Annotated in this window: 10 protein-coding genes and 1 pseudogene; 6 read left to right on the forward strand and 5 right to left on the reverse strand. The window is 72.6% G+C overall.

Going from position 1 to position 16,636, the window contains the following annotated elements:
- Positions 1-38: 38 nt before the first annotated feature.
- Both yaaA and eda read left to right on the forward strand, forming a co-directional pair.
- Entirely contained in the window at positions 39-824 is a 786-nt protein-coding gene (yaaA, locus tag BM076_RS14195) for a peroxide stress protein YaaA (RefSeq protein ID WP_093713853.1), read from the forward strand.
- Between the two features lie 112 nt (positions 825-936).
- The gene (eda, locus tag BM076_RS14200; protein WP_093713854.1) at positions 937-1,569 is read left to right on the forward strand and encodes a bifunctional 4-hydroxy-2-oxoglutarate aldolase/2-dehydro-3-deoxy-phosphogluconate aldolase; all 633 of its coding nucleotides are present in this window, start codon (positions 937-939) and stop codon (positions 1,567-1,569) included.
- 6 nt (positions 1,570-1,575) lie between these two features.
- On the opposite strand, the pseudogene BM076_RS14205 reads toward eda, so the two are convergent.
- The 3 genes and pseudogenes from BM076_RS14205 to BM076_RS14215 form a co-directional block, all read right to left on the reverse strand.
- Positions 1,576-2,199: pseudogene (locus BM076_RS14205) on the reverse strand (histidine phosphatase family protein); the annotation flags it as partial.
- 77 nt (positions 2,200-2,276) lie between these two features.
- Positions 2,277-3,020 (reverse strand): zinc ribbon domain-containing protein, encoded by a 744-nt coding sequence (locus BM076_RS14210; RefSeq protein WP_093713996.1) that lies wholly within the window; start codon positions 3,018-3,020, stop codon positions 2,277-2,279.
- On the reverse strand, positions 3,017-3,976 hold the full coding sequence (locus BM076_RS14215) for a Nif3-like dinuclear metal center hexameric protein (RefSeq protein ID WP_093713856.1): 960 nt from the start codon (positions 3,974-3,976) through the stop codon (positions 3,017-3,019). The genes BM076_RS14210 and BM076_RS14215 overlap by 4 nt, the downstream gene beginning before the upstream one ends.
- Positions 3,977-4,270: 294 nt before the next feature.
- Between BM076_RS14215 and BM076_RS14220 the strand changes: the two genes are divergently transcribed.
- The 4 genes from BM076_RS14220 (at position 4,271) to BM076_RS14235 (ending at position 9,158) form a co-directional block, all read left to right on the forward strand.
- Positions 4,271-5,524 (forward strand): hypothetical protein, encoded by a 1,254-nt coding sequence (locus BM076_RS14220; protein ID WP_093713857.1) that lies wholly within the window; start codon positions 4,271-4,273, stop codon positions 5,522-5,524.
- A 588-nt stretch (positions 5,525-6,112) separates the two neighbouring features.
- Positions 6,113-7,075, forward strand: coding sequence for an ABC transporter ATP-binding protein (locus tag BM076_RS14225; RefSeq protein WP_093713858.1), 963 nt, complete (start codon positions 6,113-6,115; stop codon positions 7,073-7,075).
- Positions 7,072-7,803 (forward strand): ABC transporter permease, encoded by a 732-nt coding sequence (locus BM076_RS14230; protein ID WP_093713859.1) that lies wholly within the window; start codon positions 7,072-7,074, stop codon positions 7,801-7,803. Before BM076_RS14225 ends, BM076_RS14230 begins: the two co-directional genes overlap by 4 nt.
- Before the next feature lie 89 nt (positions 7,804-7,892).
- On the forward strand, positions 7,893-9,158 hold the full coding sequence (locus tag BM076_RS14235) for a sensor histidine kinase (protein WP_093713997.1): 1,266 nt from the start codon (positions 7,893-7,895) through the stop codon (positions 9,156-9,158).
- Here the strand turns inward: BM076_RS14235 and BM076_RS14240 are convergent.
- Together BM076_RS14240 and BM076_RS14245 are read right to left on the reverse strand one after the other, a co-directional pair.
- Entirely contained in the window at positions 9,148-9,831 is a 684-nt protein-coding gene (locus BM076_RS14240; protein WP_093713860.1) for a hypothetical protein, read from the reverse strand. The two genes, BM076_RS14235 and BM076_RS14240, sit on opposite strands and share 11 nt — an antisense overlap.
- Positions 9,832-9,906: 75 nt before the next feature.
- A complete protein-coding gene (locus BM076_RS14245; protein WP_245796046.1) occupies positions 9,907-16,578 on the reverse strand; it encodes an RHS repeat-associated core domain-containing protein in 6,672 nt (2,223 codons plus the stop codon).
- Between the last annotated feature and the right edge of the window lie 58 nt (positions 16,579-16,636).

Here is a 16,636-nt window from a genome sequence, read left to right on the forward strand (position 1 = left end):
GGGCGGGCCCGCACCACCGTACGTACGAAGGAGATGCCGTGCTCGTCCTGCTGCCGCCGTCCGAGGGCAAGGCCACCGGGGGTACGGGCGCCCCGGTCGCGCTGGACTCGCTGTCGCTGCCGGAGCTGACGCGGGCGCGGGCCACCGTCCTCGACGAGTTGGTCGAACTGTGCTCGGGCGACGAGGAGAAGGCCGCCGAGGTGCTGGGGCTCAGCCCCGGGCTGCGCGGCGAGGTCGCCAAGGACGCGGCGCTGCGCACGGCGCCCGCGATGCCCGCCGCCGAGCTGTACACCGGTGTGCTCTACGACGCGCTGGGCCTGGCGACCCTCGGCCGGGCCGCGCGGCGCCGCGCGGAGGAGTCGCTGCTGGTGTTCTCCGGGCTGTGGGGCGCGGTACGCCTCGGCGACCGCATCCCCGCCTACCGCTGCTCGATGGGCGTGAAGCTGCCGGGCGTCGGCGGCCTGGCCGCGTACTGGCGGCGGCAGATGACCGACGTCATGCCGCAGGCCGCGGGCGACGGCCTCGTCCTCGACCTGCGCTCGTCGTCGTACGCGGGCGCCTGGAAGCCGGCCGGCGAGGTCGCCCGGCGTACGGCGACGGTCCGCGTGCTCCAGGTGACCGAGGTCGACGGGGTCGAGAAGCGCACGGTGGTCAGCCACTTCAACAAGGCGACCAAGGGCCGGCTGGTCCGCGCCCTGCTGGAGTCCGGCGCGCGCCCGAAGGACCCGAAGGCGCTGGCGCGGACGCTGCGCAAGCTCGGCTTCACGGTGGAGGAGCAGCCGGGGGCGGGGCGGCTGGACGTGCTGGTGCGCGAGATCCACTGAGGCCCGGGGCGGTCCCCGTTTTACGTTCTTACGCCGGGTCGCATCCCCTTCACGTTGCACCCTGCGCAACAGGCGTTGCGTGTGCTGAAGCATGCCGTGCAGGATGACGGGCATGACCTCCGTGCTCGACCTCGCGCCCGTGATCCCCGTGGTCGTCCTCGACGACGCGGCCGACGCCGTACCGCTCGCGCGGGCGCTGGTCGCGGGCGGGCTGCCCGCCATCGAGATCACGCTGCGCACACCCGCCGCCCCGGCCGCGATCCGGGCGATCGCGGACGACGTACCCGGCGCGGTGGTCGGCGCGGGTACGGTGCTGACGCCGGAGACGGTGGACGCCTCGGTCGCGGCCGGCGCCCGTTTCCTGGTCAGCCCCGGCTGGACGGACACGCTGCTGACGGCGATGCGCGGCTCCGGGCTGCCCTTCCTGCCCGGTGTCTCGACCGCCTCCGAGGTGCTCGGGCTGCTGGAACGCGGCGTCACGGACATGAAGTTCTTCCCCGCGCAGGCGGCCGGCGGCGTCCCGTACCTGCGGTCGCTCGCCTCGCCGCTCCCCCGCGCCCGCTTCTGCCCGACCGGCGGCATCGACGCGGCCCGCGCGCCCGAATACCTGGCGCTGCCCAACGTCGGCTGCGTCGGCGGGACATGGATGGTCCCCGGCGACGCGGTGCGCGAGCGGCGGTGGGACACCGTGGAGAAGCTGGCCCGCGAGGCGGCGGCGCTCGGCGGTCTCACGCGCGGCCGATGACGGCCCTCACCGCAGGTGGCCGGTGCCGTTGAGCAGCCGCAGCGAGGCGTTGCCGTCCGCGTAATAGGCGATCTCCGACAGCGACGCCGGGTCCAGGTGCATCCGGAACAGCGCCTCGGACGGCGCCCCCAGCGCCAGCCTGGCCAGCGTCTTGACCGGCGTGACATGACTGACCAGCAGCAGCGTACGGCCGGGGTGCGCGGCGATCAGCGCGTCACGGGCGCGGGCGACGCGCGCGGCGACCTCGGTGAAGCTCTCGCCGCCGGGCGGCGGGACGTCGGGCGAGCCGAGCCAGGCGTCGAGCGCGGCGGGCTGCCGGTCCCGTACTTCGGCGAAGGTCAGGCCGTCCCAGACCCCGAAGTCCGTCTCCCGCAGGCCCTCGTCGAGGTGTACGGGCATGCCGAGGCGGTCGGCCGCGGCCTGTGCGGTCTCGCGGCAGCGGGCCAGCGGCGAACTGACCACGGCGTGCACCGGGTCCGGGCGGTCGGCGAGCGCGGCGGCGGCCCGCGCGGCCTGCTCCCGCCCGGCCGCCGACAGCGAGGGATCGCTGCCGCCGCTCCCGGAGAAACGCTTCTCCCCCGTCAGCGCGGTCTCGCCGTGCCGGAGCAGCACGAAGGTGGTGGGCGCCGCCATCGCGGGCGCCGCACCTTCCGCGGCGGTGGTCATCGTGGGCCGGACCCGGTCGTCGGCAGCCTGGGACTCGGCCGTCAGAGGCCGGACTCGGCCGTACGCACCAGGATCCGGCGGCAGTTCTCGCACCGCACGACGCTGTTGGCGGGGGCGGCCCTGACCTCGTTCAGCTCGGTGATGTTCAGTTCGAGCCGGCAGCCCTCGCAGCGCTTCTGGTAGAGCCGCGCCGCGCCGACCCCGCCCTGCTGGCCACGCAGCTTGTCGTACAGCTTGATCAGGTCGTCGGGCACGGTCCCGGCGATGACCTCGCGCTCCTTGGCAGCGGTGAAGCCGTCGGCGTCGATGCCCTCGAGCGCGGCGGTCTTGCGGGCCTCGGCCTCGGCGACCTTGGCCTGCACGGACTCCACGCGCGCGGACAGCTCGGTCGCGCGCTCCTGCGCGGCCTCGCGGCGCTCCATGACGTCGAGGACGACGTCCTCCAGGTCGCCCTGCCGCTTGGCGAGCGAGGCGATCTCGCGCTGCAGGTTCTCCAGGTCCTTCGGCGAGGTGACCGCGCCGGAGTCCAGCCGCTGCTGGTCGCGGGCGGCGCGCTGGCGCACCTGGTCGACGTCCTGCTCGGCCTTGGTCTGCTCGCGCGCGGTGTCGCTCTCCTCGGTCTGCGCGGCGACCAGCAGATCGCGGAGCTGCGTCAGGTCGGCGCCGAGCCGCTCCAGCTCGGCGTGCTCGGGCAGGGTCTTGCGCTTGTGGTCGAGTTGCGCGATACGCGAATCGAGGGCCTGGACTTCGAGAAGTCGGATCTGGTCGGCGGGCTCGGCGTTCAGCGGGGGGCTCCTGTACGGGTGGAAGGGCTTGGGGTGGTGTCCGGGGTGCCGGGAGTGCCAGGGATACCGGGGGCGTTCCCGGCTTCGGGGCTTCCCGGTGTCTCCGGTGTCTCCGGTGCGACGGTGTGTGCCGCGTGTGCGGTCCACGGGTCGGTGACCTCGTACGAGACATGGGTGCGCAGCGCCCAGCCGTGCCGGTCGGAGATCGCGTCGAGCTGGGCCGCGGCCTGCTCGCACCACGGCCACTCGGTGGCCCAGTGCGCGGCGTCCACCAGCGCGGGCGGGCCCGCCTGCTGCGCCTCGGAGGCCGGGTGGTGGCGCAGGTCGGCGGTCACGTACGCGTCCACGCCGGCCGCGCGCACCTGCGCGAAGAGGCTGTCGCCGGAACCGCCGCAGACCGCGACCGTACGCACCGGGGCCTGCGGGTCGCCCGCGATCCGCAGGCCGGTCGCGGTGCGCGGCAGCGCCTCGGCCGCCCGCCGCGCGAACTCGGCCAGCGTCAGCGGCGCCGCCGTCTCGCCGATCCTGCCGAGGCCGCGATGGCCGGCGGGATCGGCCGGATCGGGTACGAGCGGGCCGGTGATCCGCAGACCGAGCGCCTCGGCGAGGGCGTCGGAGACGCCCGGGTCGGCGCGGTCGGCGTTGGTGTGCGCGACGAGCAGCGCGACGCCGTTCCCGATCAGGTCGTGCACGACCCGGCCCTTGAATCCGGCCGGGCCGACCGGCGCCACCGTCGTCGTCCCGCGCAGATACAGCGGATGGTGCGTGACCAGCAGGTCCGCGCCGATCCGTACGGCCTCCTCGACCACCTCGCGCACCGGGTCGACGGCGAACAGCACCCGCGACACCTCGGCCTCGGGCTCGCCGCAGACCAGGCCGACGGCGTCCCACGACTCGGCCAGCTCGGCGGGCCAGAGGGTGTCGAGTTCGGCGAGGACTTCGGACAGTGTGGGCACGGTACGAAGGTTACCTGGCCCCTCGTGCCCGGCGGATCCCGCCGGGTCCCGCCGGCATCCCACCGGATTCTCACCGGATTCCAGCGCGGACGGCCGCCGCGGTCCCGCCGGGAACGGTCGTCGCGGTCCCGCCGTGGACGGGCGTCGCGCGGGGCACATTGGCCCCTGCACATCCGGCCCTCCGCCCGGAGCGGAACGCCGAAACCCGCACCCTTACGTGTGAACCACACCGACTCGCGTTGATCGTCCCGAAATCCCAAAACTACCGTCCTGTGCCGGAGGTGGATGCGTCATATGAGCGGCAATGGCATGGAGATCACCCCCGCCGTCCGCGTGCTGCGGCGGTCGGGTTTCACGATCGCGGCGGACGGGTCGTACGCGGCGTGCCTGGCCGAGGCGGGGGTCGCCGGGGAGGGCGACACCGGCGAAGGGGGCGCGGACTCGGGCGGCGGCGTGGTCAGCGGGTGGTTCGTCGAGCGGTGGACGCTGGCCGGGCCCGAGCCGTACGCGGTGCCGCTGCCGGGGGCGCAGCCGGAGGAGGCCGGGACGCAGCTGGTGCCCCTGCCGGACGGGCGGGTACTGATCCGGCGGCGGGTGGCCGACCGGCACGATCTGGCCCTGCTCTATCCGACCGGGCCGGGCACCGGGGAGCTGCCGATCGGCTCGCTCAGGGGGGACGCAGTAACGCTTCTTCCCCCGTCCCCCTTGGCCGGTACGGCCTTCGCCCTCGTCCATGAGGCCGGGGACGACGGTGGGGCCGACGGCGAGGGTGAGGGGGACGGGGTCACGTCGGTCTGGCAGGTGTGCGGCGCCGGGAACGACGGGCCCGTGCCCGTGCTCCGGGTGACCGGGCGCTGCACCGGCGGCGTCTGGCTCGACCGGGCGGGGCGGCTGCTCGCCCTCGACCGTACGCTCGACGGCCGCACCAAGGCCGTCGCCGTCGACCTGCACCTCGGCGAGGCCAGTCCGCTGCTCCAGCTCACCGAGGACAGTGACGACCGGCTCGTGCTCGCCGAGCCCGACAGCGGTCTGCTCCTGCTGCGCAGCGACGCCACCGGGGAGGCGCGGCTCGGCTGGGGCGTTCTCGGCAGCCGGCGGCCCGTACGTTTCCCCGACGCGCTCCAGGTGCCGGGCGTGCAGCTCACGCCCGTCGCCGCGCAGCCCGGGCAGATCCTCCAGCCCGAGGCGGTCGTGGTCGCGCTCCGCGCGGAGGTGCCCGGCGGGGCGGAGTCGCTCGCGCTGTGGCGCCCGGGCGAACGGCGCCCGCACTGGCGGGCGTCGCCGCCCGGGTGGCTCGGGGCGGCGGGGTTCTGGGGGGCCGACGATTTGCTGCGGCTGCCGTGTTCGGTGCCGGAGTGGCCGTGCGGGGTGGCGGCGTACGAGGCGCCGCGCTTAGGAGCTGGGGCGCTTCCTTCTTCTTCGGGTACGTCCGCGTCACCTTCTTCCGCCGGCTCGTCCGGCGCCGCGCGCGTACGTACTCCGAAGCGGCGTGCGTGCCGGGTGCTGCCGCTCCAGCAGGCGCCGCTCGGCGCGGCGAAGGCGGGGTGACCCCCGTGACCCTGGCGTCACGTCCGTCAGTACACTCGCCCTTTCGGCGCAGGCCGGTTCGTTGTCTCACGGGGATCACGGGGAGATTCAGAAAGATGTCCGACGCTCATTCATCGCACGACGAGGGGTCGAACGGGGATGCCGCGGGGCGGCACCGGGGTGCCGCTTCCTCTTCCTCCGCCGAGGAGGCCGAGGCTCCGCCCCAGGGCAAGCACCGCCGCCCTTCGGACGACTAGCCCTCTCCTCACGCCTTTCCCACCCGCCCACCCGTGCAGGTGATTCGGCGGGTTCCGGTGCCGCCTGTGCGGGGGTCGGTGCCGGGCCGGGGTGTCTCCTCGAGCTGCGTGCGGCACCCTTCGTCCGTATCCGGCACCCATGTGTCGGCACGCAAATCTGCGGGGACACCCCGACCCGGCCCCTCCTCGCCGTCGGCGTCCTCCCCACCACAGGTGGCAAAGGTCAAGGACCAGATTCGGCACCCGGGGGCTCCGGTACCCGCACCCAGGCACTAGGCGATGACATTTGTCATCGGTGGCCGTGGACATTCACCTCTGCCGGGGCGGCGGGGCCGCTCCCTACCGTCGGGGTATGGAGAAAACCGCAGACGCCGTACGCTTCACGGCCGTTCACAAGTCCTTCGGTGCGGTCCGGGCGGTCGCAGGGATCGATCTGGAGATCGCGCGGGGCGAGACGATGGCGCTGCTCGGGCGCAATGGGGCGGGGAAGTCGACCGCGATCAGCTTGTTGCTGGGGTTGGACCGGCCCGATTCGGGTGAGGTGCGGCTGTTCGGCGGTGCGCCGCAGGAGGCGGTCAGGGCCGGGCGGGTCGGGGCGATGCTGCAGGACGGGCGGCCGATACCGCGGGCGACGGTGCGGGAGTTGGTGGGCTTCGTGGCGTCCACGTATCCGCGGCCGATGCCGGTCGCCGAGGCGCTGGCGCTGGCGGGGATCGAGGAGTTGGCGGGGCGCCGGGTGGACCGGCTGTCCGGCGGCCAGGCTCAGCGGCTGCGCTTCGCCGTCGCGGTGGCGGGCAATCCCGAGCTGCTCGTGCTGGACGAGCCGACCGCGGCCCTCGACGTGGAGGCGCGGCGCGCCTTCTGGCGGTCGATGCGCGGCTACGCGGCCCGCGGCAACACCGTGCTGTTCTCCACGCACTATCTGGAGGAGGCGGACGAGAACGCCGACCGCATTCTGGTGATCGACCACGGCCGTACGGTCGCGGACGGCAGCGGCGAGCGGATCAAGCAGGCGGTCGGCGGCACGCTCGTGTCGTTCGACCTGGCCGGGTCCGGGTCGCAGGGCCTGCGCGCCCTGCCCGGCGTCACCCGGGTGGAGATCCGCGGCGACCGGGCCGTCCTGCGGACCGGCGACTCCGACGCCACCGTCGTCGCACTCGCCGCGGCCGGCCGGATCCGCGGCCTCCAAGTGGTCCCGGCCAGCCTGGAGGACGCCTTCCTGACGCTGACCGGCGACCACGGCGCCACCGATGACGACGGCACGGCCCATGACCACGGCACCGCACAAACCCTCATCAAGGAGCCCGTCCGATGACCGAGTACGTCAAGCTCGAAGTGCGGCGCGCGCTGCGCGACCCCGGCTTCATCATCATGGGCTTCGCCATGCCGGTCCTGATGTATCTGCTCTTCACGAACCTCGGCGTCGGCGGCGACAGCAAGGACAAGGCCGACTACCAGGCGTATTACATGATCGGCATGGCAGCGTACGGCGCGCTCGGCGCTTCCATGGGCATCGGCACCGGAGTCGCCGAGGACAAGGGCCACGGCTGGCTGCGCCAGCTGCGCGTCACCCCGCTCAGCCCCCTGCGCGTGGTGATCGGCCGGGCGCTCACCGCCGGCGTGACGGTGCTGCCCGCGATCTGCGCCGTCCTGCTCGCCGGACGGCTGGTGAACGACGTTCACCTGGCGCTGTGGCAGTGGGCCGCCACCGTCCTGCTGCTGTGGGTGGGCACCGTCCCGTTCACGCTGCTGGGCCTCGGCAACGGCTATGGGCTGACCGGTCAGACCACCGGCGTGGTCAGTACCGCCTGCATGATGGGCCTGTCCGTGGTCGGCGGGCTGTGGGTGCCGATCGACGCCTTCCCGCACTGGCTCGCCGCGGTCTCCCGCTGGACGCCGACGCAGCGCTTCGGCCGGCTCGGCTGGAGCGTACTGGACGGGCACGCGCCCACCGCGGGTACGGTGGCGATACTCGGCGGATGGCTGGCCGTCTTCGCTGGTTACGCTGTCCTCTCCTACCGGAGGGGCGCCAGGACCGCGTGATGCACCAGGTGACGGGCCGCGTGGCCGACACGGCGGCGAGCCCCCGGCGGGAGACGTACAGCGCGTACCGAACGGGGACGGTGACCGCCATGACAGTGGACGCGAAGCAGATCGGCGGGGGCAAGACCCTCGCCGAGGACACGGCGTGCCGAAGAGCCTGGTGGCGGCGGCGCGACACCGCCGAGGACATCGCCGAGGAGATCGAGCACCTCAAGGCGCCGGACGGCGGCGCGCTCTACCCCTGGCTGCTGATGGCCGTCGGCCCGACCGCCGATGTCGTCAAGGGCCAGGTCGCGCTGCCGTGGCTGGCGGCCACCGGCCTCGGGATTTTCTGCGTGCTGTACGTGTCCACGGTCCGTACGGCGTTCCACGAGCGGTGGCGCGGCGGGCCGGTCCCGACCCGGCTGCTGGGCGCGCTGGCCGTCTGCGCCGCCGCGCTCGCCATCGGCTACGGCGGCAATTTCCTGCTGCTGTACACCCTGGTCTCGCTCAGCGTGGGCGCGGTCGCCCCCAGCCGCCGCCGGCTCGGGATGATGCTGACACCGCTGAGCGCCGCCGCCGGGATCACGGCGAGCCTGCACCACGAAGGCTTCTGGGGCACGGCGGGGCTGGCGTACGGCACCTTCCTGTCGGGCCTGGTCGTCTCGGTGATCATCACGCTCTTCCATGCCGTCACCCAGCTCAAGGAGACCCGGCAGGAGCTGGCCCGCAGCGCGGTCGCGCAGGAGCGCATGCGGTTCTCCCGCGACCTGCACGACCTGCTCGGGCACACCCTGTCGGTGGTCGTGGTGAAGTCCGAGGCCGCGCGCAGGCTCGCGCCGCGCGACATCGACGCGGCGCTCGCCCAGGTCGCCGACATCGAGGCGGTCGGCCGCCAGGCGCTCACCGAAATCCGCGAGGCCGTCACCGGTTACCGCGAGGGCAGCCTGTCCACCGAACTGGACCGGGCGCGCTCGGCGCTGACCGCCTCCGACATCGAGGTCGTCGTCCAGGAGTCCGGTCCCCCGCTGCCGCCGCAGACCGAGGCGCTGCTCGGCTGGGTGGTCCGCGAGGGCGTCACCAATGTCGTCCGGCACAGCGGCGCCTCGGTCGCCCGTATCGAGCTGGCCACCGACGGCGGCCGCGCCCGCCTCACGATCACCGACAACGGCCGCGGCCCCTGCCCGCCGGAGGGCGCCGACCCCCATCCCCGCACCGGCACCGGCCTGCGCGGCCTCGCCGAACGCCTCGCCGCCGCGGGCGGCTCCCTCGACTCCGGTCCGGCCCACGGCGGCGGCTTCCGCGTCGCCGCGGCCCTCCCGGTCGAGGAGGACCCCCTCCTCGACGCCACCGCCGTCCCGGCGCTCAGGTCCTAGAACCCCGGTCCCGGAGCCAGCCGGTCAGAGCCGTGCGGTTCGGGGTGTCCGGGGCGATGGCGGACAGCAGGGATTCCAGCTCGGCCGGGCCCGCGTCGTCGACCCGGAGAAAGGCCGTGACGAGATCCCGGGCCTTGAGCGGGCCGACCTCCGTGTCCGGGTCGAGGACCGCGGCCGACTGCGCTTCGCGGTCCAACAGCCGCCGCATCAGCGGGATGTAGCGCTCCTGGAGCAGGCGGGCGAGGGCGGGGCCGCACCGCCGGAGGTCGTCGTCATCGCTGAGCGCCCAGTGGTGGGCGTACGGATCGCCGACGCCGTCGTCCTCCCACCCGTCGTCATCGTCCTCGTCGTCGTCCTCGTCGTCGTCATCCTCGTCGAAGACGAACCCGAGGCCGGGCGGTGGCGCGATGTCGCACCGCGCCACCGCGCCACCGGCGTCCGGCTCGCCGGAACCCGGCGCGTCGCGCGTGACCCAGTCCCAGTACGAGCGGGGCACGGTCACGAAGAAGACCTCGAAGGACTCGCCCTCGTCGAATTCGTACGGCTGGAAGGCGAGGATCACCCGGTCCCCGTTGCCGCCCTCCAGGTGGAAGCCGGCCGCGCTCTCGCCGAGGCCCGCGGCTTTCACGGCCGGGCGGACGTATCGCCCGATCAGTGTGCCGAGATCCGTCACCGCGGTCTCCGTTCCTCGTCCTCTGTGCCGCTGCCGGCTTCTCCGGCCTTTCGGGTCGCCGAGCTGCCCGGCCGCTCAGGCCGCGAGCTCGAACATGGCCTGGCTGACGGCCACCGTAGTGACCCCCGCGGCCACCTCGCCACCTCCGGCCACCACAGCGGCGCCCGCCAGTGGCGCGCCGATGATCACGATCGGCACGATGAGCGGCATGAGGCTGCCGCCGTCCTGGGCGAGCGGCACGCTGCCGAGGCCGGGCTGGTAGGCGATGTCCGGGTAGTAGCCGGGGCCGGGACCGGGTGTCGGGGTCGGCACGGGATTCGCCTGCTGCGCCTGCATGGCCGCGGCGGGCGCCGAGCTGAGCACGCGTTTGAACTTGCGCTCGTTCGGCTTGCCGTAGATGACCGAGCCTTCCTCCGGGCCGATGACGTAGTCGCCGTTGCGCATCCGGTACGGGCCGCCGATGGTCCAGCCCTTGACCGCCCTGTCTCCGTTGGCCCGCATGGCCTTGACGTACCAGTCGGCCTCCTTGACCGCCTTGTCCGCCTCGCCGGCCGACTTGACCTCCCAGATGAAGTAGATGCCGGTCTTGTCGTCCTGGACGGCGATGTCCGGAATTCCGTTGCCGCAGCTGGGTCCCGGTGTCGGATTGCCTCCGTAGAGGCAGTTCTTCTTTCCGCCGCCGGGGACCGTCAGGCTCAGGAAGACCTTGTACTTCTTCACGCCCATCGCCCGCAGTTGCTTCCTGATCTCCCTGACGGCCTTTCTGACCGCCATGTTGTGCGCGGTGGTCTTGTCGCCGCTCTTGCCCGACGTGCTGGAGGACTTCATCTTCTTGGGCGGCGGTGTGTAACCGCCGTTGCCGTTGGCCCCGTTGCCGGTCGGGCAGGCGGGATCGTCGGGGCCGCCGCACTTGAGGCGTTCACCGGTGGGGTCGGAGTCGGTGGCCGGATTGTTGGCCGCGTAGGTGTAGCCGTTGAGGGTCTGCGGACGGTCCGTCTCCAGCGCCGGGTCGACGCTGATGAAACGGCCGGTCACCGGGTCGTACGCCCGGGCCCCGATGTAGGTGAGGCCGGTGTCCGGATCGGCGGCCTTGCCGAGGAAACCCTTGTCGTCCGGCCAGTTGCCGCTGCCGCCGGAGCGGGGAGCGCCGAACGGCGTCGTGTAGCGCTTGGTGACCGCCTGGGTGGCGGCGTCGACGGCCAGGCTGCTGGTGCCGTGCTGGTCCCCGGCGATCCAGCTCAGCGTGGTGCCACCGGACTTGCCGGTCCTCACCGCGACGGGGACGCCGCCCGCGGAGTAGGTGCGCTGTGCCCAGTAGGACGGCGCGGCATCCGAGTTGTCGAGGTGGACCTCGGTGATGCCGTCGAGGTAGAGGACCGTCTCGCCGGACGCGTTGCGCCGGATGATCAGCTTGCCGTCGGCGTCGTAGACGTAACCGGTCGTGTCGGTGGTCGTCCCGTGCTGCTCGGAGACCGAGCCGAGGTCGCCCTCGGCGTCCCAGGCCAGGGTCTGCGCGGCGGTGCCGTCGGGTCGGCCGGTGGTGTTGCCGGTGGCGTCGTAGCCGTACTGCGGGGTCACTCCGGTGCAGCTCGCGGCGCCGGTCACCGCGGTCAGCGCGTGCGGCTGGCTGCCGGTGTAGCAGTACGTCCTGCGGCTGTCCCCCGACGTGGTGTGGCGGGTCTCGGTGGAGCGCAGTCCGCCGCTGGAGTAGGTGTACGACGTCCAGTACGGGCTGGCGCCGCCGAGCTTCGCGGCCGTGCGGGAGGCCGTCGCGCAGTCGCCGTCGGCCGGGGTCCACGATTCGGTGAGCCGCTGGTAACCGTCGTAGGCGAAGCACTGGTTGTCCGCGGCTCCGGTGCCGCCGAGGGTCGTCGGGTCCTTGATCGCGGTGACGTTGCCCGCGTCGTCGTAGCTGTACTGGAGGTCCTGCAGCATGTACGGGTGCGTCTGGTCGGTGACGTGCGAGTCGAGCAGGCGCTGGGTGCCCTCCTCGAAGACGTTGGTGATGTACGCCTTCTTCACCTCGGCCGCGGCCGAGGTGCCGAGGGTGGTCAGCAGCGGCTGGCCGGTCGCGGAGTAGCTGGTGTCGAGCACGTATCCGGTACTGCCGCTGAGGGTGGTGGGCAGTCCGACACTGTCGTAGCCGGTGGAGACGATCTCCGAACCCATGCCGCCGGCCGCGGGGGTGCTCACGTACTGCTGGGTGCCGTCGATGTTGTAGTAGGTGGAGAACTTCAGGGTGTCGGCGACCGCGCCCGAGGTGACCAGCGGGTCGCTGTCGGGCAGGTCCAGTTCGGTGCCGGTGGCCCGGTCGAGGCTGTCGTAGGCGGTGACCTTGCGGGTGTACGCGAGGCCGCCGGCGCCGCTGCCTCCGACGTAACGGGTGGAGGTGTCGACCAGTCCCTTGGCCACGGAGTCGTAGCCGTACGAGGTGAGCTGGTTGGCCGGCGTCCGTTCCTCGGCGGTTGAGGTCAGGTCGGCGTTGGCCGGGGCGCGCCAGGAGCCGGTGGTGCGGCCGAGCACGTCGTAGGCGGAGATGACCACCCGGCCTGCCGCGTCCTTGGTCCAGGAGACCTTGTCGTCGGCGGTGTACCCGGTGGTCGTGGTGCCCTTGTCCGGGTCGGCCGCGGAGGTCTGCCGGCCGAACAGGTCGTATCCGTAGGTCCACTTGGCGCCGTCGGGGCCGGTGATGGTGGCCTGCTTGCCGTCGCCCGTGTACGTGTACCGGGTGGAGGTGTACGGCACACCGACGCCGCCGCCGTAGTCGGGGTCGGTGGGTACGGTGCCCGCGTACTGGCGTTCCTCGACGGTGCGGCCGAGCGCGTCGGTGATGGTGCGGGTCGCGGAGCCGCCGGCCGCCGCGGTGGTGGCGGTCGAGTCGCCGGTGTAGGAGGTGGTCGCGGAGCGCTTCTGCACGCCGTAGACGAGCAGGCTGGTGGTCGTCGGGCGTTCCGCGCCGTCGAAGACGGTCTCGGTCTGCGCCGGCGCCTCGCCGTACTCGGCGCGCGTGTAGGTGCCGTTGGGCGCGGTGGTGGCGTCGTGGATGTCGTCGAAGGTCTCGTAGGTCAGGCCGCGGCTGTCGTACCGGGTGTCGGTCAGCAGCCGTCCACCGGCCGGCGTCGGGGTCTGCGTCTGGAGGCTGCGCTGCAGGGCGTCGTAGATGGTGTACGAGGTGTTGTACGTGCTGCCGTCGGCCTTGAGGGTGCCGGTGGACGTCCAGGACGGCTGCGTGGCGCTGAGGTGGTAGCCGAAGACGGTGTTCGCCGTCTGTCCCGCTGACCTGCTGCGGTTGGGCAGCCAGGCGGCCGTCACACGGCCGAGCGCGTCGTAGGTCTTCTCGGTGATCCGGTTGTTGGCGTCGTACGCCTTCAGCGGCAGGCCGCGGGCGGGGTCGAGGTAGTTGTAGGTTTTCTGGCCCTTGGCGTTGGTGATCGTGACCTTGGTCAGCGGCCCGGTGTCCGCGGGGGTGTACGCGGTCGTGGTGGTGCTGCCCGCCGCGTCGGTGGCCGACATGATCCGGCCGAGGGCCGCGGTGGTGTCGTCGTAGGTCGCGGTGCTCGTGGTCTGCCAGGTGGTGGGCGGGCGTTCCCCGGCGGTCGCGCCGGCCGGGTAGGCGGCGGCGCGGCCGGTCCAGGTGGCCTCGCCCTTGGTCGGGACCTGCGACGGGGACCAGGCGGTGGCCGAGGTGTTGTCGAAGACGGTGGCCACGTCGGAGAGCACATTGCCGCGGGAGGCCGCCGAGGCGGGCAGATTCAGCGCCGTCTCGGCGACCGAGCAGGGCCTGTCGACCGTGCGGATGCGCGAGGTCAGCGAGGTGATGCCGACGGCCGCGTTGCGCGCGTACCAGGTGCGGGTGCAGGTCTCGTCGCCGGACACCGCGGTGTCCCCGGTGTCGTCGGAGCTGATCCGCATGCCGTAGCCGTCGTAGCCTGCGGTCTGGATGTCGGTGCGCCAGGTGCCCGGCACGGTCAGGTATGTGGACGAGGAGGTCTTCGCCGTCCGTACGTAGTACGCCTCGATGTCGGCGTACGACTTGTGCTGCGTGGCGGTCCGCTGCGACCAGGGGTCGGAGACGGTGACCGATTCCGGGGCGGCGCCGTTGTACGTGACCTGTTCACGCTCGAAGCCGGCGTACCGGTCGGTGTCCGCGAGGCCGGGGACGGTGAGGCCGGGCAGGGCGACGCCCGTGACCGTCGCCGGACGGGTGCTCGTACTGCCCTTGATCCGGTCGCCGTCCATGCCCTGCATGTAGACGGTGACGGTCCTGGACTGTGTGGTGCCGGCAGCGCCGCTGACCTCGGTGACCTGCCCGTAGCCGCGGAATTGCGACCAGGTGCGTTCGTCGGCCGGGGTGAACGGGTCGTCGTTGTAGTGCCAGGCGGGGTCGGCGTAGCTGTAGGAGTGCTCCAGGCCCTCGCCGTGCCCGGTGGGGTCGGTGGTGAGCACGGCGATCACCGGATACTTGTGGAACCAGTCGAGCCCGGCGTCCTCGGAGCCGTTGATGTGCCAGTACTGCGGGAAGCACCGCTTGTGGTCGTTGTCCTCGGCGGGCATGTTCGAGCCGCGTACGCACTCGGCGGGGGCGAGGCTGACGGTGGTGATCGCGCCGGTCTCGGAGGTGATCGTGTCGATGCGCGGGCGGTTGAGCGGCAGGATGTCGTCGGTGGCGTCCACCCGGTTGGGCAGCTGGCGGTAGGTGAAGGTGACCGGGTCCATCGCCAGGGACGAGCCGCCGCTCTCCCCGGTGTGCCGCAGCGCGGTGAGCACCATGGTCTGGTCGCTGCTGTCGCCGATGTCGCCCGGGTCGAGGAACTGCTCGGTGAAGTCCCACTTGTCGACCGGCGCGTAGGTGGCGGCGCCGGATCTGACGAAGGTCTCCACCTTGGTCAGCCGTTTGCGGGTGAAGAAGGACGGGCTGACGGCGTGACAGGTCGCGCCCGACGCGCAGACCGAATCGAAGGGCACGTCGGGCCAGTTGTGCGCGGAGTCCTTGTTCAAGGTGGTGCAGTCGGAGGCGAAGCAGCGCTCGTCGTAGCCGAGGACGACTTTCTGCGTGGCGTCGGCGGTGAACAGGGTGTCCGAGCGCTGGCCGTAGAGGATGGTGTCGAGGTGGCCGCCGCGGGTGTAGAGAGCAGTGCCGGTGGTGGCGTTGTTCTTGGCGTAGTAATTGGTCTCGGCCGTGTACCAGTACGTCATCGCGTTGCCGTGCGGGTCGACGACGTAGTCGAGGTTCCAGCGCCAGGCCTGGTTGTACGAGCGGTCGGCGAAGGCGTCGCCCTTGGTGTAGCCGGGTTCGCCGGAGTCGTCGCCGAACACCGGCGTGGTCCATACGGAGTTGGTGCGCTGGGTACCCGCGCCGGGCAGCTTGTTCAGGCCGAAGACGTAGGTGGTGCCTTCGCCGGTGACCACCGTCCAGTATTCGCCCGCGCCGTCGATGGTGCTGTCGCCCTGGTCGCCGTTGTCGGCTCCGGTCGAGTGGGTGACGGACGAGGCGTCGTCGTCCTTGAGCCGCCAGGTGCCGGAGGTGTCGTCCTTGACGAGTTCGGTGGATTTGCCGTTGAGGACGAGTGAGGCGTTGTCGTACTTCCAGCACTGGTCGAAGCGGTCCTTGACGCCGTCGTCGTCGCACACGCCGTAGGAGCGGGTGATGTACGACGAGGTGAGGTCGAAGCCTTCGCCGAGCTGGGTGGACTGGTTGTTGGTGGAGGCGGTCCTGCCGTCGATGCCGGCGGAGTCGTAGGACAGGGTCAGGTCGGGGACGGGCCCGGCGGCGGGCGGCGGGGTGTCGAGGTCGTAGGACCAGTCGAACGAGCCGGAGGAATTGCCCGCCTGCCAGGTCGCGGAGGGCGAGAGCGGTGTCGCGCTGATGTCGCCGGCACCCGAGGCGGATTCGCCCGGGGACGCTTCGAGGGCGAGGACGGTGGCGGGCGCCGCGGAGGGTGCTGTGGATGTGACGGCCGATGTCGCGGTGGACGTCGTGGCGCCGGGGTCCGCGGCGGTGAGGTCGACGGTGGCGGCGACGGAGTGGCCCGCGATGTCGTTGTGCGAGTCCAGCGGGGTCCGCACCCGGCACCGGGCCTCGGCGGGGGTGGTCAGGGCGCACGCCGGCAGCCGGACCAGGTGCAGCCGGCCGGACCAGCCGCCGCCGTACGCCGAGGCGAACGCGCCGTAGTCCACGCTCACTTCGGTGCTGCCCGTGGCGGTGGAGTCGACGGCGAGAAGGGTGCCCTTGACTCCGGCGGCGTCGGCGGCCTGTTGGCCGAGCGCGCGGACACCGACGCGTGCGGTGGACGGCGAGGCCGCCGCGGCCGAGGCGCGGGCGATGCGTACGGGCAGGCCGCCCGCCTTCACGGTGGCCGCCCCGGTGCCGGAGAGCGTGGCCGAGGCCGAACCGGCCGCGGGCCAGCTGACCTTGCGCTGGGCGGCGCCCCGGTCGGCCTGCGCGGTATCGGCCTTCTTGGCCGCCGCCACGTGCGTCCGCGCGGCCTTGGCGCCGAGCGTCGTGACCGGGGTGACCTTGCTGGTCCGCTGCGGAGGCAGATCGGGGCGGCCCAGGCCGCCCGTGCCGGTCAGCGCCCGCGCCTGGACGGCGGGTGCGCAGTCCAGGGTGAGGGCGACGGACACCGCCAGCACGACCGCGGTCGTCGCGGCGTACGCCGCCCGCCGTTTGCGCGACGGCCGCCAGGGCGTCGGCACCAGGCCGCGCAGATACCTGCCGACCTTTCCGCTCCTCGTACCGGCGCTCACGAGCGTGCCTCCCAACGGTCGTGCCTGGACTGGGGGTTCTGGAATGGTGGTTCTGGGC

Origin of the sequence: Actinacidiphila alni (genome assembly GCF_900112845.1) — a bacterium.
GTDB classification, from domain to species: Bacteria; Actinomycetota; Actinomycetes; order Streptomycetales; family Streptomycetaceae; genus Actinacidiphila; species Actinacidiphila alni.

Coding starts and splice junctions, on each gene's coding strand:
- eda (WP_093713854.1), top strand. CDS start 937: ATGACCTCCGTGCTCGACCTCGCGCCCGTGATCCCCGTGGTCGTCCTC.
- BM076_RS14220 (WP_093713857.1), top strand. CDS start 4,271: ATGAGCGGCAATGGCATGGAGATCACCCCCGCCGTCCGCGTGCTGCGG.
- BM076_RS14225 (WP_093713858.1), top strand. CDS start 6,113: ATGGAGAAAACCGCAGACGCCGTACGCTTCACGGCCGTTCACAAGTCC.
- BM076_RS14230 (WP_093713859.1), top strand. CDS start 7,072: ATGACCGAGTACGTCAAGCTCGAAGTGCGGCGCGCGCTGCGCGACCCC.
- BM076_RS14235 (WP_093713997.1), top strand. CDS start 7,893: ATGACAGTGGACGCGAAGCAGATCGGCGGGGGCAAGACCCTCGCCGAG.